The 25,796-nt window shown below is 65.8% G+C and carries 21 protein-coding genes and 1 tRNA gene; 7 read left to right on the forward strand and 15 right to left on the reverse strand.

The genetic code is table 11. The annotated features are described in order from the left end of the window. Positions 1-160 precede the first annotated feature (160 nt). On the forward strand, positions 161-2,734 hold the full coding sequence (gene pepN, locus A3K89_RS07450) for an aminopeptidase N (protein WP_157105260.1): 2,574 nt from the start codon (positions 161-163) through the stop codon (positions 2,732-2,734). 72 nt (positions 2,735-2,806) lie between these two features. Here pepN and A3K89_RS07455 read toward each other — a convergent pair whose 3' ends face one another. From A3K89_RS07455 to A3K89_RS07465, 3 genes are read right to left on the reverse strand one after another with little or no spacing between them, the layout of a single operon-like run. Next, entirely contained in the window at positions 2,807-3,283 is a 477-nt protein-coding gene (locus A3K89_RS07455) for a DUF5130 domain-containing protein (RefSeq protein ID WP_068423784.1), read from the reverse strand. Beyond that, a complete protein-coding gene (gene ctaJ, locus A3K89_RS07460) occupies positions 3,270-3,521 on the reverse strand; it encodes an aa3-type cytochrome oxidase subunit CtaJ (protein WP_068423786.1) in 252 nt (83 codons plus the stop codon). Before ctaJ ends, A3K89_RS07455 begins: the two co-directional genes overlap by 14 nt. Before the next feature lie 50 nt (positions 3,522-3,571). Beyond that, positions 3,572-4,243: an HNH endonuclease gene (locus tag A3K89_RS07465; protein WP_174551382.1), complete on the reverse strand. Its 672-nt coding sequence runs from the start codon at positions 4,241-4,243 to the stop codon at positions 3,572-3,574. A 192-nt stretch (positions 4,244-4,435) separates the two neighbouring features. On the opposite strand from A3K89_RS07465, the gene A3K89_RS07470 reads away from it, so the two are divergent. From A3K89_RS07470 to A3K89_RS07485, 4 genes are all read left to right on the forward strand, one after another. Beyond that, positions 4,436-5,410, forward strand: coding sequence for a mechanosensitive ion channel family protein (locus tag A3K89_RS07470; protein WP_068423789.1), 975 nt, complete (start codon positions 4,436-4,438; stop codon positions 5,408-5,410). Between the two features lie 51 nt (positions 5,411-5,461). Beyond that, positions 5,462-5,857 carry a globin gene (locus tag A3K89_RS07475; RefSeq protein ID WP_068423791.1) on the forward strand — a complete coding sequence of 132 codons (396 nt, stop codon included), beginning with the start codon at positions 5,462-5,464 and terminating at the stop codon, positions 5,855-5,857. Between the two features lie 66 nt (positions 5,858-5,923). Then, entirely contained in the window at positions 5,924-7,510 is a 1,587-nt protein-coding gene (locus A3K89_RS07480; protein ID WP_068423793.1) for a glycoside hydrolase family 13 protein, read from the forward strand. Then, positions 7,498-8,424, forward strand: a complete 927-nt coding sequence (locus A3K89_RS07485) for a DMT family transporter (protein WP_068423797.1) — start codon at positions 7,498-7,500, stop codon at positions 8,422-8,424. Before A3K89_RS07480 ends, A3K89_RS07485 begins: the two co-directional genes overlap by 13 nt. On the opposite strand, the gene A3K89_RS26275 is transcribed toward A3K89_RS07485, so the two are convergent. From A3K89_RS26275 to A3K89_RS07525, 8 genes are all read right to left on the reverse strand, one after another. Then, positions 8,397-9,083 carry a hypothetical protein gene (locus tag A3K89_RS26275; RefSeq protein ID WP_068423801.1) on the reverse strand — a complete coding sequence of 229 codons (687 nt, stop codon included), beginning with the start codon at positions 9,081-9,083 and terminating at the stop codon, positions 8,397-8,399. The genes A3K89_RS07485 and A3K89_RS26275 overlap by 28 nt on opposite strands. Further along, complete coding sequence (locus A3K89_RS07495) at positions 9,076-9,540, reverse strand: acyl-CoA thioesterase (protein ID WP_068423806.1); 465 nt, start codon at positions 9,538-9,540, stop codon at positions 9,076-9,078. Before A3K89_RS07495 ends, A3K89_RS26275 begins: the two co-directional genes overlap by 8 nt. Positions 9,541-9,580: 40 nt before the next feature. Continuing rightward, positions 9,581-14,410, reverse strand: coding sequence for an NAD-glutamate dehydrogenase (locus tag A3K89_RS07500; RefSeq protein ID WP_068423808.1), 4,830 nt, complete (start codon positions 14,408-14,410; stop codon positions 9,581-9,583). A 97-nt stretch (positions 14,411-14,507) separates the two neighbouring features. Continuing rightward, complete coding sequence (locus A3K89_RS07505) at positions 14,508-14,933, reverse strand: acyl-CoA thioesterase (RefSeq protein ID WP_084423646.1); 426 nt, start codon at positions 14,931-14,933, stop codon at positions 14,508-14,510. Positions 14,934-14,938: 5 nt separating this feature from the next. Then, on the reverse strand, positions 14,939-16,618 hold the full coding sequence (gene ettA / locus A3K89_RS07510; protein WP_068423855.1) for an energy-dependent translational throttle protein EttA: 1,680 nt from the start codon (positions 16,616-16,618) through the stop codon (positions 14,939-14,941). A 124-nt stretch (positions 16,619-16,742) separates the two neighbouring features. Then, positions 16,743-17,249, reverse strand: a complete 507-nt coding sequence (gene ssb, locus A3K89_RS07515) for a single-stranded DNA-binding protein (protein WP_068423812.1) — start codon at positions 17,247-17,249, stop codon at positions 16,743-16,745. 194 nt (positions 17,250-17,443) lie between these two features. Continuing rightward, on the reverse strand, positions 17,444-18,064 hold the full coding sequence (locus A3K89_RS07520; protein WP_068423856.1) for an IMPACT family protein: 621 nt from the start codon (positions 18,062-18,064) through the stop codon (positions 17,444-17,446). A 37-nt stretch (positions 18,065-18,101) separates the two neighbouring features. Continuing rightward, positions 18,102-19,847 carry an ABC transporter ATP-binding protein gene (locus A3K89_RS07525; RefSeq protein ID WP_068423857.1) on the reverse strand — a complete coding sequence of 582 codons (1,746 nt, stop codon included), beginning with the start codon at positions 19,845-19,847 and terminating at the stop codon, positions 18,102-18,104. Positions 19,848-20,015: 168 nt separating this feature from the next. Here A3K89_RS07525 and A3K89_RS07530 point away from each other — a divergent pair, with 168 nt between their 5' ends. Continuing rightward, positions 20,016-20,441: a MarR family winged helix-turn-helix transcriptional regulator gene (locus A3K89_RS07530; protein ID WP_068423858.1), complete on the forward strand. Its 426-nt coding sequence runs from the start codon at positions 20,016-20,018 to the stop codon at positions 20,439-20,441. A gap of 1 nt (position 20,442) precedes the next feature. On the opposite strand, the gene A3K89_RS07535 is transcribed toward A3K89_RS07530, so the two are convergent. The 3 genes from A3K89_RS07535 to A3K89_RS07545 all read right to left on the reverse strand — a co-directional run bounded on the left by A3K89_RS07535 (position 20,443) and on the right by A3K89_RS07545 (position 23,851). Next, positions 20,443-22,473: a cytochrome c oxidase assembly protein gene (locus A3K89_RS07535; protein ID WP_068423813.1), complete on the reverse strand. Its 2,031-nt coding sequence runs from the start codon at positions 22,471-22,473 to the stop codon at positions 20,443-20,445. Between the two features lie 71 nt (positions 22,474-22,544). Next, the gene (locus tag A3K89_RS07540; protein WP_068423815.1) at positions 22,545-23,684 is read right to left on the reverse strand and encodes an XdhC family protein; all 1,140 of its coding nucleotides are present in this window, start codon (positions 23,682-23,684) and stop codon (positions 22,545-22,547) included. A gap of 94 nt (positions 23,685-23,778) precedes the next feature. Further along, positions 23,779-23,851, reverse strand: a tRNA-Arg gene (locus tag A3K89_RS07545). A gap of 271 nt (positions 23,852-24,122) precedes the next feature. On the opposite strand from A3K89_RS07545, the gene A3K89_RS07550 reads away from it, so the two are divergent. Next, entirely contained in the window at positions 24,123-24,725 is a 603-nt protein-coding gene (locus A3K89_RS07550) for a YdcF family protein (protein WP_254303464.1), read from the forward strand. 29 nt (positions 24,726-24,754) lie between these two features. Here A3K89_RS07550 and A3K89_RS07555 read toward each other — a convergent pair whose 3' ends face one another. Then, positions 24,755-25,687 carry a PucR family transcriptional regulator gene (locus A3K89_RS07555; RefSeq protein ID WP_167674249.1) on the reverse strand — a complete coding sequence of 311 codons (933 nt, stop codon included), beginning with the start codon at positions 25,685-25,687 and terminating at the stop codon, positions 24,755-24,757. Positions 25,688-25,796: the final 109 nt, after the last annotated feature.

The raw sequence follows: 25,796 nt of genomic DNA on the forward strand, positions 1-25,796 counted from the left end.
TCCATCTCCTTCGTCCAAGGGTTCGTAGCCACTACGAGAACACGCAACTGCGGACGGCGCCGAACAATTCCATGCCCTCCCTTGACCAGCATGCCGCAACAGGAACGTGATGGGATGGTGGCATCCATCGTTTCCCTACTCGAGAAGGTGCCTACACAACGTGGTTGCTCCCAACCTGACTCGCGACCAGGCCGCGACGCGCGCGTCCGTCCTCGGCGACCCCACCTATTCGATAGTTCTCGATCTCACCGACGGCGCAGGCAACCCCAGCGAGAAGACGTTCCTGTCGACGACGACGATCCAGTTCTCCGCGACGCCCGGCTCGTCGAGCTTCGTCGACATCGTCGCCGACAGCATCCGCTCCGCCACGCTCAACGGCGTCGACCTCGACATCTCGTCCTACGACGAAGAGACCGGTATCGCGCTGACCGACCTCGCCGAGAAGAACGAGCTGATAGTCGATGCCGAGTGCGTCTATTCGAACACCGGTGAGGGACTGCATCGGTTCGTCGACCCCTCCGACTGCTCGGTGTACCTGTACACCCAGTTCGAGACGGCCGACGCCAAACGGATGTTCGCGTGCTTCGATCAGCCGGACCTGAAGGCCACCTTCGATCTGAAGGTCACCGCGCCCGAGAGCTGGAAGATCATCTCGAACTCCGCGCACGCCGCCGAACCGGCCGCGGGTGAACACGTCTTCGACACGACGCCGCTCATGAGCACCTACCTCGTCGCGCTGATCGCAGGTCCGTACGCGGAGTGGACCGACTCCTACAGCGACGACCACGGCACCATCCCCCTCGGCATCTACTGCCGCGCCTCGCTCGCCGAGCACATGGATGCCGAGCGACTGTTCACCGAGACCAAGCAGGGATTCGGCTTCTACCACGCCAACTTCGGCACCCCGTACGCCTTCGGCAAGTACGACCAGCTGTTCGTCCCGGAATTCAATGCCGGTGCGATGGAGAACGCAGGGGCGGTGACCTTCCTCGAGGACTACGTCTTCAGGTCCAAGGTGACGCGCTACTCGTACGAACGGCGCGCCGAAACGGTGCTGCACGAGATGGCCCACATGTGGTTCGGCGACCTCGTGACCATGCGGTGGTGGGACGACCTGTGGCTCAACGAGTCCTTCGCGACGTTCGCGTCCGTGCTGTGCCAGGCGGAGGCCACCGAGTACACCAACGCGTGGACGACGTTCGCCAACGTCGAGAAGTCATGGGCGTACCGGCAGGATCAGCTGCCGTCCACACACCCCATCGCCGCGGACATCCCCGACCTCGCCGCAGTCGAGGTCAACTTCGACGGCATCACGTACGCCAAGGGCGCCAGCGTTCTCAAGCAGCTCGTCGCGTACGTCGGCAAGGACGATTTCCTGGCCGGCCTCCGTGCGTACTTCGTCGATCACGCCTTCGGAAACGCGACGTTCTCGGACCTGCTGTCGGCGCTGGAGAAGTCGTCGGGACGCGATCTGTCCGACTGGGGCAACCAGTGGCTCCGCACGACCGGCCTCAACACCTTGAGCCCCGACTTCGACGTCGACGACGCCGGCAACTTCACGCGCTTCGCCGTCGTACAGGGCGGTGCGGAACCGGGCGCCGGTGAGCGACGCGTGCACCGTATCGCCGTCGGAATCTACGACGACGAGGGCGGAAAGCTCGTCCGCACGAAGCGCGTCGAACTCGATCTCGACGCGGCCGAGAGCACCGAGATCGCCGAGTTGGTCGGCGTCTCGCGCGGCAAACTGGTTCTCGTCAACGACGACGACCTGACGTACTGCTCGGTGCGTCTCGATTCGGAGTCGCTCGACACTCTGATCACGCGCATCGGTGACATCGTCGATCCGCTCCCCCGGACGCTCGCGTGGTCGGCCGCCTGGGAGATGACGCGTCAGGCCGAGATGAAGGCACGCGATTTCGTCGCGCTCGTCCAGCGTGGCATCGCCGCGGAGACCGAGGTCGGCGTCGTGCAGCGTCTGTTGCTGCAGGCACAGACGGCGATCAACAGCTACGCCGATCCGCACTGGGCCGAGACCACCGGGCAGCCCGAGTTCGCCGACGCGTTGCTCGAACTGGCTCGCGCGGCAGACGCCGGATCCGATCATCAGCTGGCGTTCGTCAACTCACTCACCGGTTCGGTGCTGGCCGACCGCCACGTCGACGTGCTGAAGGACCTGCTCGACGGCGACGCCGCCGGTCAGGGTCTGGCCGGACTCGACGTCGACACCGATCTGCGGTGGAGAATCGTCACCGCTCTGGCCGGAGCGGGCGCGATCGACTCCGGCGGCTCGGCGTCACCCGTCATCGACGCCGAAGCAGCCCGCGACAACACCGCCGCAGGCGCCCGTTCGGCTGCGGCCGCTCGCGCGGCTCGTCCCGATGCCGAGGTCAAGAACCAGGTATGGGCGACTGTCGTCGACGACGATTCGGTTCCGAACATCACTGCGCGCTCGATCATCGGCGGGTTCGCCGGACCGGGACAGTCCGCACTGCTCGAGCCGTTCGTCGATCGCTACTTCGAGGCCATCTCGGGTGTCTGGGCACGTCGGTCGAGCGAGGTCGCGCAGACCGTCGTCGTGGGCCTGTACCCGTCGTGGTCGATCAGCGACGAGTCGGTGGCGGCCGCGGACCGATTCCTGGACGGTGATCTGCCGCCTGCGTTGCGTCGCCTCGTCATCGAGGGACGCGCCGGAATCGTGCGGTCGCTGAAGGCGCGTCGCTTCGACGCGAGCTGACCCTCGGGGTCCATCGACGCAGACAGCGCCCCCGGGATATCCCGGGGGCGCTGTCGTAGCGAGCAGAGGTTGTTACGGGCTGACGATCGCCGCAGCCATGACGCGGATCGAGCTGACGAGCCCGTCGATCAGGTTGCCGTCGCGGAACGGCCCGATCGCTGCCGTGATGCCGAGCTGGGCGACGCGGTCCGTCGCGCGGTCGGACACGCGCCGGCCGGTCCGGATCTCGATGGCCTTGTTGTCGGGGTCGACTGCGACGAGCACCGATCGGATGGCGTCGGGGGTTCCGGGGAACACCTCGTTCGCTCCGAGTGCGGGGTTGGCGCCGAGGTCTCCGACGAAGACGTTGAAGCGAATCTGCGTTGCACGCGTCGCTTCGGTGAGGGCGTCGTCGAGGGCCACGAGGTCCTGCGTCGCGAACGGCAGGTGCTCGGGGTTCGGCTTTCCGAATTCGTGCACCGCCGAGATGCGGCCGCTCGACGTCAGCGCTGCGCCGTAGGGCAGGTCGCTCTCGTCGACATGAGTGCGTGTCAGTTCACCACTTGCCACTTGCCGAACCTCCGATCGAATCGACTGCGGACGCGTGCGATCCGTGGCCACCGCCGTGCGGGGTCACCTCGTCGGTCGCGCTCCACAGCACAGGGCCACGTGTCCACTTGTCGGTCAACCGGTAGGGCGTGATGTCCAGGCCCGGCTGCTTGGCTGCAACGTAGGACAACGCGCCGATGATCCCGACGATCGCAAGCGGGATCACCCCGAATATCAGCAAGGTCTCGAGAATGCTCACGGGGTGTGACGTTAGTCCATTTTTCCCGGCAGAGCGACGGCGGGTGGCCGTCAGGCTGCGCCTTCACCCAGATAAGCAAGCCACGAGGGATCGAGTTCCTTGGTGCTGGCGAGCAGCCGCCAGTGTGGGCCCTTCGGAGGCACGAGCTGTGCGCGTAACGTCCATCCCAGCTCACTGAGCAATTTGTCCGCTTTGCGGTGATTGCACGGGGCACAGCATGCGACGCAGTTCTCCCACGAATGGCCTCCCCCGCGACTACGGGGTACGACGTGATCGACCGTCTCGGCCTTCCCGCCGCAATACGCACACCGGAAGCGATCGCGATGCATGAGCGCGGCTCGGGTCATCGGAACCCGGGCGCGATACGGAACCCTGACGAACGTCCGGAGACGAATGACGGACGGAACCTGGACCGAGAAATCCGCGGATCGGATGAACGGCCCTTCGGGATCGTCATGAATGACGTCGGCCTTGTCACACACCAGGAGCACGACGGCTCGGCGCATCGGAAGCGCGGTGAGAGGCTCGAACGTGGCGTTGAGAAGCAGAACCCGTCGTTTGACCCAGGCGGGCACGACGTCCTCCGCCATATGGGAATGCCCGGCGGAACCGTCGGGAGGGACTACGTGTAGAGCATTCGCCCCTGATGTCCGTAGCCGCTGGTCTGCGGTCTCGTAGGCATCAGTGGGCGGAAGTTGTCGGTGGTGTTGCTTCTTCTTCATGGGTGGTCTCCCAGAGCAGTCGGCGCCCGCGCATGGCTTGCGCGGAACACGAGGAACAGTGGAACACGAATCCGACCTGCGCGCACACCTCTTTTTGCGGATCGAACGATTGCGGATCGGTGAATTCCGGGCGAACGAGGAGCCGTCGCCGACGCGGGTGGCGAGATCTCGCGCCGTCCGTAGACTCTCCAGGTGTCTCCAATCGATCCGAATCCACGTTCATCCATCACCGCCTTGTCATTGGACTCGCGAGCATTCGAATTGACGGAAACCGGTCGGGACTGGCTGGTGGACAGGCCTTTGCAAATCGCGGGCTACGTAGCTCTCGCGATCGTCCTTCGACTCGTATTGCACAAGCTCATCGACCGCTTCACGCGTCGGAGCTCGAGCGACTCCTCCAAGCCGCCACTGCTGCTTCGCCCGCTGCGTGAGCGTGCGGCGACGTCGCTGCAGGGAACCATCCTGTCCGAACGGCGCAGGCAACGAGCCACGACCATCGGGTCGGTGATGAAGTCCGGCGTGTCCGTCGTGATCCTCACCTGGTTCGTCCTGTCGGTGCTCGACGTCGTCGGAGTGAACGTCGCACCCTTCATCGCCTCCGCGGGCATCGTCGGCGTCGCCCTCGGTTTCGGTGCCCAGAACCTCGTTCGTGACTTCCTGTCGGGCATCTTCATGCTCCTCGAAGACCAGTACGGCGTGGGTGACGTCGTCGACCTCGGCGAAGCGATCGGCACTGTCGAGAGCGTCGGTCTACGCGTGACGACGGTTCGTGACGTCAACGGCACCGTCTGGTACTGCCGAAACGGAGAAGTGCTGCGCGTCGGCAACATGAGCCAGGGCTTCGCCGTCGCCGTTCTCGATCTACCGGTCGCGCACACTGCCAACGTCGACGAGGCGTGCGAGGTCGCGGAGAAGGCAGCACTGGACGTCGTGGAGTCGAACGTCTTCGAAGAAGACCTGCTCGGCGCACCCGAGATGCTGGGTGTCAACGCCGTCAGCGCCGACACCGTGACCATTCGCATCACCGTCAAGACGCGTCCGGGACGTCAGTGGGCCGTGCAGCGCGGAATGCACCGAGAAATCCTCCAGGCGTTCGAGAACGCGGGCGTCCGGGCGCCGTATCCGGAAGGTCGAGCGGGCGGATTCGTCCCCGACCTGTCGAAGTAGCGATACTGGACCCGAATGCACGTCCCACCGAACACGGAGAGAAGCACTGACATGACCGAACCGCAGCAGACGTTCTACGACGCGGTCGGCGGTGCGGACACCTTTCACAAGCTGACCGCCAAGTTCTACGAGGAAGTGGCGAAGGACGAGATCGTTCGCCCGTTGTACCCGGAAGAAGATCTCGGACCCGCCGAACGACGCATGCGAATGTTCCTCGAACAGTATTGGGGCGGGCCGCGCACGTACTCCGACGAGCGCGGCCACCCCCGACTGCGCATGAGGCACTCTCCGTTCCGTATCGGCCCGATGGAGCGCGACGCGTGGCTGCGGTGCATGTACGTCGCGATCGACTCCATCGACCGTTCGGTGCTGGACGACGCACACCGCGCTCAGCTCGTCGATTACATGGACATGGCCGCCAACTCGATGGTGAATTCGCCGATCTGACACCACTCGTGCGGCGCGCCGTCCCTGAGTCGAGTGACCGTGTCCCATTTGGCAGACTTGACAGTCGTGACCGACCCGAACGAACACGCGACCGACACCACATGGTGGAAGAACGCGATCTTCTATCAGATCTATCCTCGTTCGTTCTCCGATTCGAACGGCGACGGTGTAGGTGATCTCGGCGGCGTCCGCGACCGTCTGGGGTACCTCGAGCTGCTGGGTGTCGACGCCATCTGGCTCAGCCCGGTCATGCGCTCCCCGATGGCAGATCACGGGTACGACGTCTCCGACCCTCGCGCGATCGATCCGCTGTTCGGCGACCTGGACGTCATGGATGCGCTGATCGCGGAAGCGCACAGCCGCGACATCAAGGTCACGATGGACCTGGTCCCCAACCACACGAGTGAGCAGCATCCATGGTTCGTGAACGCGCTCGAGTCGGCGCCCGGCAGTCCCGAGCGGGCGCGGTACATCTTCCGAGACGGGTCGGGTCCGGGCGGCTCCCAGCCACCGAACAACTGGCCGTCCATCTTCGGCGGGCCCGCGTGGACTCGCGTCGAGAATCCCGACGGTTCGCCGGGCCAGTGGTACCTGCACATTTTCGCGAAGGAACAGCCGGACCTGAACTGGAACAACCCGGAGGTCGTCGAAGATCTGTCCACGACACTGCGGTTCTGGCTCGATCGCGGCATCGACGGATTCCGCATCGACGTCGCGCACGGAATGGCCAAGCCGGACGAGCTCCTCGACATGAACCTCGAGGGCAACGCGTTGATGCGGAACGACGACGACGATCCTCGGTTCGACAACGACGCGGTCCACGAGATCCACCGCGGCATTCGCAAGGTGATGGACGAGTATCCGGGTACGACGACGATCGGCGAGATCTGGGTGCAGGACAACGTCCGCTTCGGCGACTACATTCGGCCCGACGAACTGCATCTCGGCTTCAATTTCCGTCTGGCCGAGGCGCGTTTCGACGCAGCCGACATTCGCGACGCGGTCACGAATTCCATCGACGCGGTCGATCGGGTCGACGGTACCCCCACCTGGGCGTTGTCCAACCACGACATCGCGCGTGAGGTCACTCGCTACGGCGGTGGCGAGCGCGGCACGAGACGCGCACGGGCGATGATCCTTCTCGAGCTCGCACTGCCTGGAGCCGTGTTCGTCTACAACGGCGCAGAGCTCGGATTGCCGAACGTCGATCTCCCCGACGAGGTTCTGCAGGACCCCGTGTGGGAGCGATCCGGCCACGCCGAGCGCGGACGCGACGGGTGCCGCGTTCCGGTCCCCTGGGAAGGAACCGCACCGCCGTTCGGCTTCAGCACATCCGCCGAGACCTGGCTTCCGATGCCACCGGAGTGGGCGTCGTCGACCGTCGAGGCACAGCTGGAGGACGTCGACTCGATGCTCAGCCTCTACCGCGCGGCGATCGAACTGCGCGGACTGCGTCCCGAATTCACCGGTTCGGAGGTGGACTGGTACGGGAGCCCGTCCGGGTGCATCGCGTTCCGGCGACGAGGCGGGCTCATCTGCGCGTTGAACGCCACGAACGCACCCATCCCGCTGCCTCCGGGCGAGCTGCTGATGTCGAGCGCACCCCTCGTCGACGGTCAGCTCCCAGCCGACGCGGCGGCGTGGCTCGTCTGACGCCAGGCGTTGCAGGCCTGTCGGCCGTCCTCGCCGCGGCTGCCCTGTTCGGGACCACCGGGACCGCCCAGGCGCTCGGCTCCTCCTCGGCCGGCGTCGACCTCGATCCTCTCGCGGTCGGAAGCGCGCGCATCGCTCTCGCGGGCCTCGTGCTGGTGCCGTTGGCGTGGCTGCGCGGCGGCTTCGGAGCAACGTCGTCCGCCGGCGTGCGACGCGTCCTGATCGGCGGCGTCGGGGTCGCCGTCTATCAGGTCGGATTCTTTTCGGGCGTACAGATGGCGGGTGTCGCCGCGGGCACCATGATCGCGCTCGGATCGGGTCCGGCATTCACCGGCGTCCTGCAGTCCCTCGTCGACCGAACCCGACCGGGACCGGTCTGGTTCGCGTCGACGACGCTGGCCGTGGCCGGGATGATGCTCCTCGTCACCGGTTCCGACCCCGACGACGCATCCCACATGGTGTTCGGCGCGCTCGCGGCACTGTCCGCGGGTGTCGGCTACGCGATCTACACGGTCGCCGGGTCGAGGATCATCGCCTCGGGGACGCGACCCGACGCGGCCATGGCGCAGATGTTCGCCGTGGGAGCCGTCGTACTGCTGCCCGTGCTCGTCCTGCGCTGGCCCGGCGGGCTGGATTCGGCGCCTGGGCTCGCGGTGGTGCTGTACCTGGCGCTGATTCCGACGGTCGTGGCTTATCTGCTGTTCGGCATCGGATTGAGCGCGCTGCCGCCCGCCACCGTGGCCACACTCACGTTGGCGGAACCCGTCGTCGCCGCGTTGCTCGGCATCGTCGTCCTCGGAGAATCGCCGACGGTACTCGCCGGGATCGGCATGGCAGTGGTCGCGTCCGCTCTGATCCTGCTGGCCGTCGACGTGCGGCGGCAGTCTCAGCGTTCGACGCTGAGCGACAACTGATTACCGCGTCGGCTGAACACCGACCCGAACCGCGCGTCGAGGCGTAGCCACACCGCGGTCGCGCGCACCCGCACGCGTTCGTCGGACGCGATCCGGGACAGATCGATGTCGGCGGTCATCGGGTCTTGCCCGGTGGCAGGCACGAAGCCCATGGCGGTGAGCGCGAACACGGTGCGCATCGCGATCGACACGTCTCCTGTAGGCCCTTCGACGTGCAGCACGTCCTGGTCCAGGAGCGACACCGGCGGACCGTGGCTGCTGCCGTGTTGTTTCGCCAACGCGGCGCCGCGCTGTGCGAGATCGATCAACACGCGCGCGGGCACGTCGTCGACGTGCTCGAAACCGTGGTCGGGCGGCAGGGCACCACGCCAGGCCGAGTCCATCGAGAACCCCGGGTCGATTTCTCCCGACGTCGCGGACGCCAGCGCGGTGAGCAGGCCGTCGGCACCGGCCGACGTGTCGTCCGGCACGATGGTCCCGTCGACGACCCGAACCGCCAGCGCGTCGAAACCTGTTGTCGCCCAGACCGACAGTCGACCGTCGGCGCGCATCCGTAGCCGAACCACCGCAGCCTCGTCGAGCCGAACGGCCTTTCCGAGAAACGCCGTCAAGTTCTCGCGTTCGACGACGTCCGGCACCGTGAGCCGTCGCTCAAACACGTCGCCAGCTCTCCAGGTAGGCACGCTCGGGTCCGGTCAGCCGCCGCAGGCGTTGCGTGTCGATGTCGAACGCGGCGATCTGCGTCGACGCGACGATCGACGCGGGAGTGTCGAGGGACTTGCCCCTCGCGCGGACCTCGTAGCCGACGACGAAATCGACCGCTCTGACCTTGTCGACCCACATGAACACGTCGAGCGGCCCGTCCTCGTGCCGCAACTGCCCGCGATACTTCACGTGCAGGTCCGCGATGACGGCTCCGTGCCGAAGATTCGCGGTGGGCCTGCCGTCCACCAGCAGCCACGGAATGCGCGCCTCTTCGAGCAACGTCACCATGCGTGCGTGGTTGATGTGTTGGTAGACATCCATGTCCGACCACCGCACCTCGACGGTGGTGTGGAAACCGATGCGTTCGCTCGGCTGCAACTCCTCGGACAGATGGGCGTCGGGCACACTCACTCTCGGGCCGTCCTTTGCTGGTAGTTCTGCTCGAATCCGGTCACGGCACCATACTGCGTACCTGTCGTGCCGCCACCGACAGCGTCGCGAGATCGAGTGTTCCCGAGTCGGCGATCTCACCGAGCGCGGTCCGCGCCCTCGTCAGACGCGACGAATTGGTCGCCTCCCACTCGGCGATCTTCTCGGCAGGGCTCTCGTGCGGTTCACCGCCCAGCAGAACCTCTTTCGTGATCGCGCGCAACGACGAGTACAAGTCGTCGCGAAGGGCCAAGCGCGCCAACGAATGCCAGCGATCGCCTCGCGCCAGACCGGACACCGACGTCAGCAACCAGTTGATGCCGATGTGCGCGTCGAGCGCGAAGTACAGTTCGGCGACCTCTTCGGGCTCGTTCTCGGTGATGTCGGCTACGTCGGCGATGTCCAGCAGGCAGTAGATGTCGAGGAGTCGGTAGACCGGGACCGCCAACTCCCTCGGTGCGCCGCTCTTCACCGATTCCTCGACCCGACCGGCGAGTTCACCGGCCCGGTGGCCGTCGATCCACCGCCCGATCGAATCGCGTAGCCGCGCGACCGTGCCTGCGTACCTGCTGATCTCGGCTCCGACGGCGAGCGGTTGCGGGCGGTTCGCCAACAGCCAGCGTGCCACCCGGTCGAGCACCCGCCGCGACTCGAGCATCAGCTCGTCGGCGGTCGCGGTGGAAATCGGCGCGTTGCGAATGTCCTGCCACAGAGTCTCGAGATCGAAGATTTCGGTGGCCGCGGCATAGGCGCGCACGGCATCCGTGCCGGACGCACCGGCATCCTCGGCGAGGCGGTAGACGAACGTGATACCGCCTCGGTCCACGGTCTCGTTCGTCAACATGGTCGCCACCAATTGCCGCCGCAGAGGGTGCGAGGTGATCTCGCTCGCGTACGGCTCGCGCAGCGGTGCCGGGAAGTACGCGGGCAGCTTCGATGCGAAGACGTCGCTGTCCACGAGTTCGCTTGCGAGCAGATCGCTTTCGAGTGTGAGCTTGACGTGAGCCATGAGCGTCGCGAGCTCGGGAGACGTCAGTCCGCGGCCGTCCTGCTTCCGACGACGGAAGTCTGCTTCGCTCGGCAACGCCTCCAACTCGCGGTCGAGGCCCCGTCGCTCCTCCAGATCTTCGATGACGCGTCGGTGCACGGACAACAGCGCGGGCGCATCGGCCCGCGAGGTACCGAGTAGCTCGTTCTGCATGATGTTGTCCCACAACACGAGTCGGCCGACTTCGTCGGTCATCGACGCGAGCAGCTCATCGCGGTCCTCGCGCGCAAGCTTGCCGTCGGCGATTGCCGATTCGAGCAGGATCTTGATGTTGACCTCGTGGTCCGAACAGTCCACACCGGCCGAGTTGTCGACGGCGTCGGTGTTGATTCGCCCACCCGCCATGTCGTATTCGATGCGGCCGAGCGCGGTGGCGCCGAGGTTTCCTCCCTCGCCGACGACCGTGGCCCGCAGGTCGCGACCGTTGACGCGCACCGCGTCGTTCGACTTGTCCCCCACGTCCGCGTTCGACTCGCTCGACGCCTTGATGTAGGTGCCGATTCCGCCGTTCCACAGCAGGTCCGCAGGCGCGGTGAGGATCGCGCGCATCAGATCGGGCGGCGACAAGGCCGTCGTATCGTCGTCGAGCCCGAGCGCCTCGCGGACGGGCTCACTGATCGGGATCGATTTGACCGTCCGCTCGTACACCCCACCGCCCTCCGAGATCAGCGATTTGTCGTAGTCCGCCCACGACGACCTGGGCAACGCGAACAGCCGCTCGCGCTCGGCGAACGACGCCGCACGGTCGGGATTCGGGTCGAGGAAGATGTGGCGGTGGTCGAACGCGGCGAGCAGTCCGATGTGTCGGCTGAGCAACATGCCGTTCCCGAACACGTCGCCACTCATGTCGCCGACGCCGACGACCGTGAAATCCTGTGTCTGCGTGTCGATCCCGAGCTCACGGAAATGACGTTTGACGCTCTCCCACGCACCCTTGGCGGTGATACCCATGGCCTTGTGGTCGTAGCCGGCCGACCCACCGGACGCGAACGCGTCGCCGAGCCAGAAATCGTATTCGGCCGCAACCTCGTTGGCGAAATCGGAGAACGTCGCGGTTCCCTTGTCGGCGGCGACGACGAGATAGGTGTCGTCGCCGTCGCGACGCACGACCCGGTCGGGTGGCACGACCGCGCCGCTGGCGCGGTCGAGATTGTCGGTCACGTCCAGCAGTCCCGCGACGAACACGCGATAGCATGCCTGGCCCTCGTCGGCGGTCGCCTTGCGATCCGCCGCAGCGTCACCCGACGGCGTGGGCGGCCGCTTCACGACGAACCCGCCTTTCGCGCCCACCGGGACAATGACGGCGTTCTTGACCATCTGCGCCTTGGCCAGCCCGAGTATCTCGGTACGGAAATCCTCGCGGCGATCGGACCACCGCAGCCCTCCTCGCGCCACCTCGCCGAATCGCAGGTGCACACCCTCGACCCGCGGCGAGTAGACGAAGATCTCGAACTTCGGCCGGGGCTTCGGCAGTTCGGCGATCTCCTGCGGATCGAACTTGAGCGACAAGAATTCTCGCGCATCGCCCGCGTCGTCGAGCACGTAGAAATTCGTCCGCAGCGTGGCACGTATCAACTCGAAGATCGACCGAAGAACTCGGTCCGCGTCGAGGCTGATGACCTGGTCGATCAGGGAACGAAGCTCGGTGATCAACTCGTCGGAGCGACGTTGTGCGACATCGGGATCGAACTGCGATTCGAACAGTGCCACCAACAGTCCCGCCGTCCGCGGGTGTGCGAGCAGAACGCCCTCGATGGCGTACTGGCTGTACGGGAAGTTGGCCTGTCGCAGGTACTTCGCGTATGCGCGAAGTATGACCGCTTGACGCCACGTCAGTCCCGCCCGCATGACGAGCTCGTTGAACCGGTCCGCTTCGGCTCGTCCGTGCCACACGGCGCTGAACGCGTCGGTGAAACGAATCTGCACACGGCTTTCGGTCTGGGGATCACCCGCGGTGTGCAGTTCGGCGTCGAGGTCGCCATCGATGGCGCCGGACAGCATCTCGCGCGACGCCGACACACCGAAATCGTATATCCAGCACTGGATTCCATCCGGGCGAACGACCGGGTACGGCCGCTCGTCGTCGACCTCGACGCCGAGACTCTGCAGAATCGGCAGGACCTGACTCAGCGAGACTCCACGCCCACCGATGTACAGGCTGAAACGCCACGATCCCACGTCGGAATCGGCATCCCGATACAGCTGCATGTCGATGCCGCCGTCGGCGAGCGCACCGAGGCGAGCAATATCGGACACCGCCCGCTCGGGACCGAAATCCTGCTTGTACGCCTCCGGCAACGCGTCGGCGTACCGCGTTGCGAGTACAGGGTCCACGGCACCGTCCCGCGTCACTGCCTCGGCGAGGCCGTCTTCCCACGTCCGGATGGTCCGGGTGAGGAGCGATTCGATGTGGGCGATGTTGTCCGGTGACAGGTCGGCGTGGACCGATTCCCCGGAAGCGCGACGCACCGTCACGTGCAGCAGAGCAAGGGCGGATTCGGTGACACGAGCGGTGTAGTCGATGCTGGAGCCGCCGAGTTCACGCAGCAGGCAATCCTGGATCGCCAGACGCACACGCGTCGTGTACCGGTCGCGGGGCAGATAGACGAGCGCGGACACGAATGCACCGTCCGAGTCCTCACGCAGAAACACCTTGACGCGACGACGCCTGCCGATCGCCATGACGGCAGACGCGGTGTCGAAGAGCACGTCCTCACTCGTCGCGAACAGCTCCGAACGCGGCATGGACTGCATCACTTCGAGCATGGCTTGGCCGGAGAACGAGCCGAGATCGTATCCGGCACGGTCGATCACCGACCGCACCCGACGTTCGATCACCGGGATGTCGAGGACGTTCTCGTGCAATGCCGTCACCGTGAAGACGCCGACGAACCGGTGTTCGCCGAGTTCCGGTGTGGCCCTGTCGAACACGGTCACGAAGTACGGGTATACCGCGCGATGCACCGTTGCCGGTCTCGACCCCTGTGTCAGCGTCAGCAACTCGTTTCGACCCGCCTCGGGAGGCAGATCCGATCCGAGCGCGTTGTCCGACCGAAGCACTCCGAGACCGAGCTCGTTCGTCGACGCTTCGCCCGCGCGGTAACGGCGGTATCCGAGCAACGTGTAGTGGCCGTCGGCGAGCCATCGAAGCAGATTCGCCGCGTCGCGGAGCTGACCGCCGTCGGGCCGGCTCTCCCGGTCCGCGAGTTCGTCGAGTGCGCTCGCGACCGAGCTCTGTGCGAGACGCATGTCGTCGGTGTCCTCGACGACCTCACGCACATCGGACAGCACTTCCGCGACAGCCGACTCCAGACTGTCGAGCGTCTCGTCGTCGACAGACGGGCCCAGCTGCAGGTGCATCCACGACTCGCGAATAGTTCCGGAGGGCGCGGTGCCGTTGCCTTGACCGACCGTCAGCAAGTTGCCGTCGTCGTCCCGCGTCACCGACAGAATAGGATGCACGACCTCGAGGACGTCGACACCGAGCCGACCGAGCTGCGACACGACCGATTCGACGAGCAAGGGCATGTCGTCGGTGACGATCTGCAGATAGAAGCCACCGCCGTCCTCGGCGCCGGCATCGGGCCGATTCAACTGCACGACCGCGATCCCGGAGGATCGGTGTGCTGCCGATCGAAGGTGGGCCAGCACCATCTGCCGATTCGACCGGACGACCGTCCCAGTCGAGTCGTCGGTGTCGACGTGCGCGAGATACGCGGCCTCCACCTCCGGCAGTGTGGTCACCAACTTCTCGGGTAGTCCGGTCGGTCGGTCCGTGTCCGTCGTGTCAGCCGAGTTCGGCATCTGTTTCAACCACTCCCTCGAACAGGAATCTCCGGCGACCGCGTCGTCGCCTCACATGACCCTATCGGGGATCGACGTCTCTCACGGGGTACGCGGACTACGTCGAGGTGGCCGGGACGTCGAGCAGGTACTCGGTGAACGCGGCTCTTTCCAAGTCGGTGATCGGCCGAGACGACTGCGACGACAGGTCGAACATCACCATGAGTGCTTCCGCCTCGGCGCACAGCGCGCCCTCGGCGTCCCGGACCAGATGCCGGACGCCGAAGGACGTCGTGCCGATACTCGAAATCGTCACCTCGATCGACAGCGGCCCCGAGTCGTCGAAGAGGGGACGCAGGAAGTCGACGGCCAGCCTGCGCACGACCGTCGTCCCCCTGCTCCCCACTGTCTCCGTCAGGAGTTCGGTGATGAAGTGCGCCCGAGCTTCCTGCAGATATTCGACGAACCGCGTGTTGTTGACGTGCCCGAGTCGATCCGAGTCGCTCCACCGAACCTGCAGTGAATACTCGAATGTCTTCGACAAGAGCGTCAGTCCCTGGTCAGCTTGCGGTGCGTGACGCGGTGCGGACGGGCCGCGTCGGGTCCGAGGCGCTCGATCTTGTTCGCCTCGTAGCCCTCGAAGTTGCCTTCGTACCAGTACCAGGCTGCCTCGTTGTCACCGAAACCACCCTCCCAGGCAAGGATGTGCGTGCACGTCCGGTCCAGGAACCAGCGGTCGTGGGAGATGACCACGGCACAACCCGGGAACTCCTGCAGCGCGTTCTCGAGCGAACCGAGCGTCTCGACGTCGAGGTCGTTGGTCGGCTCGTCGAGCAGGATCAGGTTTCCGCCCTGCTTCAGCGTCATCGCCAGGTTCAGGCGGTTGCGCTCACCACCGGACAGCACGCCCGACGGCTTCTGCTGGTCGTGCCCCTTGAAACCGAACGAACTGATGTAGGCGCGCGACGGGAACTCCTGGTTTCCGACGGTGATGAAGTCGAGGCCGTCGGACACCGTCTCCCATACCGTCTTCTTCGGGTCGATACCCGCACGGTTCTGGTCGACGTAGCTGAGCTTGACCGTCTGACCGACCTTGACCTCGCCGCCGTCCGGCTCCTCGAGCCCGACGATGGTCTTGAACAGCGTGGTCTTACCGACACCGTTGGGGCCGATGACGCCGACGATGCCGTTGCGCGGCAGCGTGAACGACAGGTCCTTGATCAGGACACGGCCGTCGAAGCCCTTGTCGAGGTGCGAGACCTCGACGACCACGTCACCCAGGCGCGGAGGCGCGGGGATCTGGATCTCGTCGAAGTCCAACTTCCTGGTCTTCTCCGCCTCGGCGACCATCTCGTCGTATCGGTCGAGACGAGCCTTGTTCTTCGCCTGCCGAGCCTTCGCACCGGAACGAACCCATGCGAGTTCGTCCTTGAGGCGCTTCTGCAGCTTCTGGTCCTTCTTGCCCGCGACCTCGAGACGTTCGGCTTTCTTCTCGAGGTAGGTCGAGTAGTTGCCCTCGTACGGGTACAGGTGTCCACGGTCGACCTCGGCGATCCACTGTGCGACGTGATCGAGGAAGTACCGGTCGTGGGTGACGGCGAGAATGGCACCCTGGTACGCCGCCAGGTGCTGCTCGAGCCACAGAACGGATTCCGCGTCGAGGTGGTTGGTCGGTTCGTCGAGAAGGAGCAGGTCTGGCTTGCTCAGTAGCAGCTTGCACAGCGCGACACGTCGCTTCTCACCACCGGAGAGGTTGGTGACGGGAGACTCCGGCGGCGGGCAGCGCAGCGCGTCCATCGCCTGCTCGAGCTGGGAGTCGATTTCCCACGCGTCGGCGTGGTCGAGCTTCTCCTGCAGTTCGCCCATCTCTTCCATGAGCTCGTCCGAGTAGTCGGTGGCCATCAGCTCGGCGATCTCGTTGTACCGCTTGAGCTGCACCATCGTGTCGCCGAGGCCGTCTTCGACGTTCTCGCGAACGGTCTTGGCGTCGTCGAGTTCCGGTTCCTGCATCAGGATGCCGACCGAAGCGCCGGGCGCGAGGAACGCCTCGCCGTTGCCGGGCTGATCGATACCGGCCATGATCTTGAGGATGCTTGACTTACCGGCGCCGTTGGGGCCGACGACGCCGATCTTCGCTCCCGGGTAGAAACTCATCGTGACGTCGTCGAGGATGACCTTGTCGCCGTGCGCCTTGCGCACCTTCTTCATGGTGTAGATGAATTCCGCCATGTGCGCCAGCTTATCGGTGGAACGGCCGTCGAACACCATCGACCGTTCTCCGTCGTCGGGAACGGTGCGACGCACCGGACATGCGCTGCGCGACGGCCCCGAGGCGCATGCCCGGACGCATCGGTCAGACTGCCGCGGTGACGGCGTCGTGCGTGTCGGAGAACTCCGTTCCCGGATCGGTCGGATCCTGCTCGTCGTACTCGTCCTCGTCGCCTCGATCCGGCTCGACGGCGTCCTCGGAACCATCCTGCTCGACGAGTTTCGCCGCGGCTCGCCTCCGATCGACCTCGACGACGCAGCGCGAGAGATCGGGCCCGACTGCGCTCGCGGTCATCTCGAGATCCGCGCGTTCGACGCCTTCTCTCGTCGTGTACTCGTTGGTTCGGAGCTGGCCGTAGGCGACCACCGGGTCACCTTTCATCAGCGACGCACCGACGCCCGTGACCAGCCTGCGCCAGCATGTGACCGTCAAGTACAACGTGCCCCCGTCCGTCCACTCCCCTGTGGTGCGGTTCTGCCGCCTGGCATTGCTCGCCATCCGGAAGCTCAGAACCTGCTCCCCGCTCGCGGTCTGTCGCTTGACCGGATGTGTGATGACGGTTCCCACCACCGCGCACTGTGCTTCGTACATCGACTGTCCCCCTTGGAATCGGATTCGCTGGTCTCGGTCGGCGTCGCCGGACCGATGGGAACACTGTGCGGCACGGGTGACGTCGAACCGTGGGTCCGAGCTGGGCGAACGAACAACCCTGGGGATAAAGCGCGCGTTGTGGACGAACGAGGCCGTCTCGGGCTCACCGGCGCCGAACGTGTCGGTGCCCGCTGCTACGGAGCGGACGTTTCGACGTACGCTTCTCCGAGCCGTTCGGACGTCACGGTCCCCGCCGTCAGATCCGCCAGGGTCGCGTCGAAGTCCGCGGTATCGGCGACGGCCACGGTCAGCATGGCCGAAGCGCCGTACTCGTCGGACACGATTTCCACGTCGCGACGCCTCAGCTCCGATTCGACGCGCCCGGCATCGGTGTGCGGCAGTTCGATGCGCATCAGCGTTCGCCGGTGTCGGTACAGGAACGACGCACCGCCGAGAGCCTCTGCGACCGCTCCCCCGTACGCCCGCGTCAGGCCACCGGTGCCCAGCTTCGTTCCCCCGAAGTACCGCGTCACGACGGCAACGACGTTTGTCAGGTCGTGTCCGCGCAGAACGTCGAGCATCGGAGTGCCCGCGGTTCCGCCCGGTTCACCGTCGTCGCTCGACCTCTCGACTCGGTGCACGTCTCCGTACACGAACGCCGAACAATGATGTCGCGCAGCAGGTTCGGCGCTTCGCCTCGACGCGATCACCGCGCGCGCTTCCGTTTCGGAGGCCGCACGGGCGACGATCGCGATGAACCGCGACTTCTTGATCTCCACTTCGGCACGCACCGCCGACGCCACCGTGCGCACCACGACCACTCCGTTCCTTCTCGCTGTAGAACAGAGAACTCTACGCGGCCTGTTCGTCGTCGAATTCGCGGTCGATCGCGGCATCGGACGTCCGAGCCAGCTCGAAGTAGGGCCCGCGCGCGGCGAGAAGTTCGGCGTGCGTTCCGGATTCGAGTACGCGGCCGTGATCGAGCACGGCGATACGGTCGGCCGTGCGCACGGTCGACAGGCGGTGGGCGATCAGAATCGTGGTGCGTCCCGTCATCAGACTTTCCAATGCGTCTTGCAGCGCACGTTCGGTCGAGTTGTCCAGCGCACTGGTGGCCTCGTCGAGAATCAGGATCGGCGGGTTGCGAAGAACCGTGCGCGCGATGGACAGTCGTTGCTTCTCACCTCCCGAGAAGCGGTAACCCCGTTCGCCGACGACCGTGTCGTACCCGTCGTCCAGGCCCTCGATGAATTCGTGGATCTGCGCGATCCTGGCTGCCTGTTCGATCTCGTCGTCGGTCGCATCGGGCTTCGCGAACCGCAGGTTCTCGCGAATCGTGGCGTGGAACAGGTACGTCTCCTGCGACACCACTCCCACCAGCTCGGCGACCGTCGCAGTGCTCATGTCACGCAGGTCGACGCCGTCGATCGTGATGGCACCGGCGTCGGGATCGTGCAGACGTGCGGTCAGATAGCCGAGCGTCGTCTTCCCGGATCCGGTCGCTCCGACCAGCGCCAGAGTGGAGCCGGCCGGGACGTCCAGGTCGATGTCGACGAGCGTCGGCCGCGTCGCACCGGCGTAGGAGAAGTGGACGTGGTCGAACGCCACGTCGCCTCGAATCTCGTTCTTGTCGAGCACTTTCGGAGTCTGTGGCTCGTCGATGTCGATCGGCAGGTCGAGGTACTCGAAGACGCGACCGAACAGCGCGAGCGAGGACTGTACGTCGACGCCGGTGCTCAGCAGTTGCATGGTCGGACGGAAGAGTTGAGTCTGCAGCGTCGTGAATGCGACGAGCGTGCCGACGCTCAGCGTGCTGCCGTGCCCGATCGTGAGTCCGGCGAACCAGTAGACGAGCGCCGGCATGACCGCGAAGCTGATCTGCATGCTGGCCATCCGCCATTTGCCTGCCATCATCGCCGAGAGTTCGACGTCGGCGACCTTGCCGGATCGGTCTGCGAACTGCTCGGTCAGCACGGCGCCGGAGCCGGTGGTCTTGCCGAGCAGAATCCCGCTGACCGACAGTGATTCCTCGATCTGCACTGTCAACTCGCTCAACAACTTCTGACGTGTTCCCGAGATCTTTCGACGCTCGTTGCCGATGCGTCGGGCGATGCGCACGAAGACGGGCAGGATCATGAGCGAGAACAGCGCGAGGCGCCAATCCAGCAGGAACAGGGCGACGACCGTGGCCACGACCGTCGTCGCGTTCTGCGCTATCGACGTCGCGGTGTTGGTGACGACCGATTGCATGCCGCCGATGTCGTTGGCGATACGCGACTGCACCTCCCCGGTGCGAGTTCTCGCGAAGAACCCGAGGGACTGCTTCTGCAGATGGCCGTAGACCGCCACGCGGAGGTCGTGCATGAGTTTCTGACCGACGCCGTTGGACATCCAGGTCTGTACGACGCCGAGAATATTGGTAACGACCGCGACCGCGATCATGCCTGCTGCGATCAGCGTGACGAGTGTGACGTCGCGATCGGGAATGGCGTGATCGAGCAGTTCACGGAGCAGCAGCGGCGAGGCCAGGGCGACGACTGCGCTGAAAACGATGATTGCGGAGACGAACGCGATGCGGAACCGATAGGGGCGGAACAGGCCGAGGACTCGTCCGACCGGGGCCGTGTTGGATGAGCCGCGATCAGAGGCGGCGGACGTCGAATGTGTATGTGGGCTTACCAAGTAGACCTCCATGAGGATCGAGCAACATATTGCAGAGGTTACCTCAATAAGAGGCTGCAAGCAACGCTCGCTATGCTGTCGGGCATGCACCCGGAGGAGACACCGAATCTCGCGGACTCGTTCATGGCCGTTGCCCGGCGCATTCGCCATACACACATGAACGCGCTGGAGCCGTTCGGTCTGAATCCGTCGCAGAGTCGCGCGCTGCACGTTCTCGCCCGCGAAGAGAAGCCGGTCCGGCTGCGCGCACTCGCCGACCGGTTGCGCATCGTCGCGCGGTCGGCCACCGACATCGTCGACTCGCTGGAACAGGCCGAACTCGTCGTCCGTGCGCCCGACCCCGCGGATCGGCGCGCAGTGCTGGTCGCGCTCACCGACGACGGACGCAGGCGCCTTCAGGCGATCGACGCCGCGCGTCGGGACGTCGCGGCCCTGGTGTTCGACGGGCTCGAACCCGCCGAACGCGTCGAACTCGCGCGGTTGCTTGCGAAAGTCACCGCGTCTGCGTGACTCAGAGTCCTGCTTCGCGGTCCCGACGCGCCAACTCGGCGAACATGGCGTTGTGCGCGGCGAGGTCCGCGTCGTGGTCCCGCTCGGCGGCGCGGTCGACGCGTTTGGCGTTGCGATCGTCGCTCCGCGACCACTGGATGAGCAACGCCAGCATGACGAGGACGAGTGGGATCTCGCCGGTGGCCCAGGCGATTCCTCCCCCGAGTCGCTGGTCGCCGATCAGGTCGCCGTTCCAGTCCAGCCCCAGAGTTCGGTAGTACCAGCCGCCCAGCACGGTGTTCATGCTCATGAGTGCCACACCGAAGAACGCGTGGAACGGAAGCGACCCGAACACCATGGCCAGCTTGGTGATGGGCTCGATGCGGCGCGGCGACGGATCGACACCGATCACGACCCAGTAGAAGAGATAGCCACTGAGGATGAAGTGGGCGTTCATCAGCAGATGCGCCGAGTGGTTGTCCAGGATCGCGTCGAAGATTCCGCCGAGGTACAGCGCGTAGAAGCCGCCGACGAACAGCGCGGCCGCGACGATGGGATGCGTCAGGAACCGCGAGACCGGGCTGTGCAGTGCCTGCAGCAGCCATTCGCGCGGACCAGGAATACCGTCCTTGCCTGCCGCCGGCAGCGCACGCAGCGCGAGCGTCAACGCGCCACCGAGGGCGAGCAACACCGGAGCCAACATCGACAACGCCATGTGTCCACCCATGTGCACGCTGAACACTGCGGGCGAGTACTTACCGACGCCCGACGACGTGCCGATCAGCATCGTCAGACAGCCGAGCAGGAATGCGGCCGTGCGGCCCATCGGCCACGTGTCGCCGCGTCGGCGCAGGCGTCGGACGCCCAGCAGGTAGACGACGGCCAACACGATCGACGCCGTGCCGAAGATCAGATCGAAGCGCCAGTCGAGGGCGAGACGAGCGAACGTCGGGGGCCCGTCCAGGTCGTATCCCAGTGCGGCCTCCGTCAACGACAGATTCGGGTCGATGTTCGCCGGCGGAGGTGTCCGACCCAGTCCGACGGCGAGTCCGATCGTCGCCGCGAAGACCAGGACCTCGCCTCCGGCGAAGCGGACCAGTGCGCCGCGAGACTGCGGGTCCGCGACGAGGGCGGGCAGTGAGCGTCGACGCTGAATCCACCCGAAGAATCCGAGGACGATGAGCGCGACGATCTTGCCGACCACGAGCAGCCCGTACGTGGTGGTGAACAGGTCCGAGACCGAAACTCGGACCAGCGCGTTGATGACACCGCTGACGCCCATGACGACGAAGCAGACCGTGGCGACAGCGGAGAACCTGCGGGCAGCGACGTCGGTATGCGCACCCGCGCGTCGGGCATGCGCCAGTACCGCGAACAATCCACCCGCCCACAACGTCGCGGCGACGAGATGCAGAATCAGGCTGTTCGTGGCGACGTCATGCGACCCACCCGACGACGAGTGACCCGTCACCGCGATGGGCATCACCGTGCCGAGCGCGAACACCAGCAGCAGCGGGGTCCACGACCAGCGCAGTACCGCCCTCGACGCGATCGCGAGCAGGACGGCCAGGATCGCCGTCCATCGCCACGCACTGGCGATCTCGACCTGATCGAGCGCAACCCACAGATTGTCGGGTTGCAGTGCGACGAGGAACGGTTGACCGGAAGTATCCGACAGCGTCAGCGGCACCAGCACGAGTGCGCACGCCGCCCACACGATCGCAGCGATCGATCCCGTCCGCACGGCCCGGTAACCGCCGACGTCGAGCACACCGTTCTTCTGCGGAGGCACGAGAAACGCCGCGAGTAGGAACGACCCGATCGCGATCGACGCGGCGATCTCTCCCGCAGCGCGCACGGCCGGAAGCCCGTAGATCGTGGCAGGACCCGGATCCGGGATGCCGAGCAACACCAACGCGTCGGACGCCGACAACGTGACGACGAGCGCGGCCACCACGGCAGCGATCGCACCTGCCGTCGCGAACACGGACGTCGACGACTGTGCTTTCGGTGTCGACGACGGTTCGGCGGGTGCTACTTCGGGTGCTGCCATGCAGTCCAGAGTAAGACGTCCCTGAAGTGCGTCGATAGCCAGCGCCCGGATCTGCTACGCACTGTCGTAGTTCATGTGTCGTGCGCCACGGCCGAATCGTGGTGGATCCGGCCGTGCCGCGTCGCGAGTGGCTCGCCGGACCCGCCCCACCGACGTGCGACGATCTCCGCGGCGATCGACACCGCCGTTTCCTGCGGGGTACGCGCGCCGAGATCGAGTCCGATCGGGCTCGACAGTCCGGCCAGCTGCGCGTCCGTCACCCCCTCGTCCCTCAGTCGCGCCACGCGGTCGTCGTGGGTACGACGCGAACCCATCGCCCCGACGTAGGCGAACTCTCGGTGCCGCAGAGCACGAGCGAGCAACGGGATGTCGAACTTCGGGTCGTGAGTCAGCACGCACACGACGGTTCGCCGATCCACCGCGCCTGTCGAGATCTGCGCGTCGAGATAGCGATGCGGCCAATCGACCACCACCTCCTCCGCGGAGGGGAAGCGTGCGCGCGTCGCGAACACCGCGCGCGCATCGCAGACCGTGACGCGGTAACCGAGGAACGCGCCCTGTTCGGCGACGGCGGCCGCGAAGTCGATCGCGCCGAACACGAGCATGCGCGGGCGCGGCGCGTAACTCGCCACGAAGACGTCCATCCCGTCGCCGAGGCGTTCACCGTCGGGCCCGTAACTCAGCACGGCCGAGGCACCCGTCGCGAGCAGTCCCCGAGCGTCGTCCACGACGGCGTTGTTCGTCCTCTCGGACCCGAGCGATCCGTTCGCGTGGGCCTCGCGCACGACGAGGTGCATGCCTACTCGGTCCGGGTCGGGATGCGCGATGATCGTGGCGACAGCGACCGGCTGATCCGCGGCGACGGCGTTCGCGACCGTACCGAGTTCGGGAAACGTTGTGCGCGAGACCGGTTCGACGAACACGTCGAGCACTCCCCCGCACGTGAGACCGACGGCGAAAGCATCGTCGTCGCTGACCCCGTAACGTTCCAACGAGGGCGAACCGGTGGTCGTGGCCGTCGTCGCCACCTCGTACACCGCACCTTCGACGCAGCCGCCGGACACCGATCCCAGAACGGAACCGTCGGGTGCGACGACCATCGAGGCGCCCGCCGGACGCGGAGCGGATTCGAACGTCCGCACGACGGTGCCGACCCCCGCGGTCCCACCACCGCGCCAGATCGCGATCAAGTCGTCCAGGACGTCCCGCATCGGCCACCCTTCCGGACTACGTCGTCGCACTGTCGAACTCGACACTGATGCCCACCCGGAGCGCAGTCGAAACGGAGAATGCGTGTAGTTGAAGTGCCCCCGGCAGGATTCGAACCTGCGACCAAGGGATTAGAAGGCCCTTGCTCTATCCCCTGAGCTACGGAGGCTGACTCGGGCGTGACCGCCCGAGCACGGTTGATGAGTGTACCCGCTCGGTTCGGAGCGTTTCGCAGGTCCCGCGGACACTGCGCTTGGACGCCGTCATAGCACCGGGAAACGATGTTGTCAGCAGTCACAACGCACTTCCGGCGTCTCACACCCTGCACTCCTGCCACAGTGGTTCGGGATCGATTCATCGACGCGGCGGGGGGCTGCTCAATGGCGGGGGAAACGTGTCCGAAGGCAACGAAATCTGTTCGCGGGGGCAAGAAGTCGAGAGTGTTCGCGGCGGCCGCTGCCGCGTTCGCACTCGCGTCGTTGCCGGCGACGGCACAGGCCGACATCACACCGATCACGGTCGTCAACGGCATCGTGTCGACGGTCGGTGGATGCCAGTCCGCCGACCTGCAGGCGATCATCCGGTGTACGCAGTTCGAGTTCCTCACCAGGCAGGCACCGTTGATGCTGGACATCGATGAGGCAGGCACAACCATCGTGGTTCTCGGCGCGGGCCTGTACGACGATGGTTCGATGCGTCCGATGCTGGTCGACCGATTGAACGCCGCGTCGACGTTGGCCCGGCGCTATCCGGCGGCACCCATCGTCACGAGTGGCGGCGTTCCGCGTTCGGGGGTGACCGAGGCGCGTGCGATGCGTAACTGGTTGGTGGACAACGGTATCGCGCCCCACCGAATCACGGAGGAGGACCGATCACGTTCCACCATCGAAAATGCCGCGAACACCGTCACGCTGCTGGCGGGTCGGCGGACGTCGGGAATCGTCGTCGTGTCCAGTCCGAATCACGTCGAACGTGCGCTGGTGAACTTCCGCAACGCGACGGCGGGCAGACTGCCTGTCAGCGGCGTGATCTCCGCGGGCTGACAGGCGTCCACGCTGCCGACGGCCCGGGCCTAGGACGCCTCGGCGACCTCACCGGTCGGCGGCGGGACGTCGAGGTTCTCCGCACGTTCCAGGGCGTCGACGACCAAGGCCGCGTGGAGAGCCATCAGGCCGACAGGGCTGAGCGGGTCGACGCCCGTGAGCGTCTCGATCCGCTTCAGTCGGTAGTCGACCGTATTGGGGTGCACGAACAGAGCTTTCGCGCTCGCACGTCGGTTGGCCTCGGTGGAGATGAACGTCTGCAATGTGTGCACGAGTTCGGGTGACGCGCTGAGCGGATCGATCAGCGCCCGCATCCGCGCCCGTCCGGGTCCGGGTCGCGTCAGCTGAAATTCCAACGCCATGTCGGCAGTGCGGTATACGCCCGACCGATAGTTCAAACCGCGTGCGAGCGAAACCAACTCACGGCAGTGAGTCGCGGTGGACGGAACGTCGTTCGTTCTGGCGGATGCGGTCGCGGCGAGCACACGACGTCCGAGCAGCGACTCCACGCGACCGACCAGGCCCTCCACCGATCCCTGTGCACCACCGGGCCGAAGCACCACACCGCCGCGCCCACCCAACGAGATCAGCGTCCCGTCCGGCTCGGACCGGGCCACGTCGTCTTCGATGCGGTCGAGAACGTTCTGCACCACGACCTCCCCGCCGGGACCGGTGCGATCGTCGTCGAAGGACAGCGAGACGACGTCGTAGTCGGCCGCGATCGCAACGCCCGCCCGTGCCGCCAGACGCACGCTTTCCCCGTCACCTGCCAGCAGAGACTCGGTCAATCGACGCGTGCGATCACGCTCCCCCGTGCTCGATCCGCAGCTGTCGAGGTAGACACCCGACACCGCAGTTCCCACGGCTTCGAGGACGCTGACCATGAGTACCGCACCGTCGACGACAGACGCGTCGCCGGTGGACGCCTTCTCTCGAAGTACCTGCGCGGCTGCGACATGCATCGTGTGCAGTACGGCTCGCAGTGGAACGCCCTTGCGCGCCAGCGCTCGTGATGCGCGTGACAACTCGTCGAGCTGCCCGGGGTCCGGTAACTTTCGCGCGGAGAGCGCG

Source organism: Rhodococcoides kyotonense, from assembly GCF_001645385.1.
Lineage (GTDB): Bacteria > Actinomycetota > Actinomycetes > Mycobacteriales > Mycobacteriaceae > Rhodococcoides > Rhodococcoides kyotonensis_B.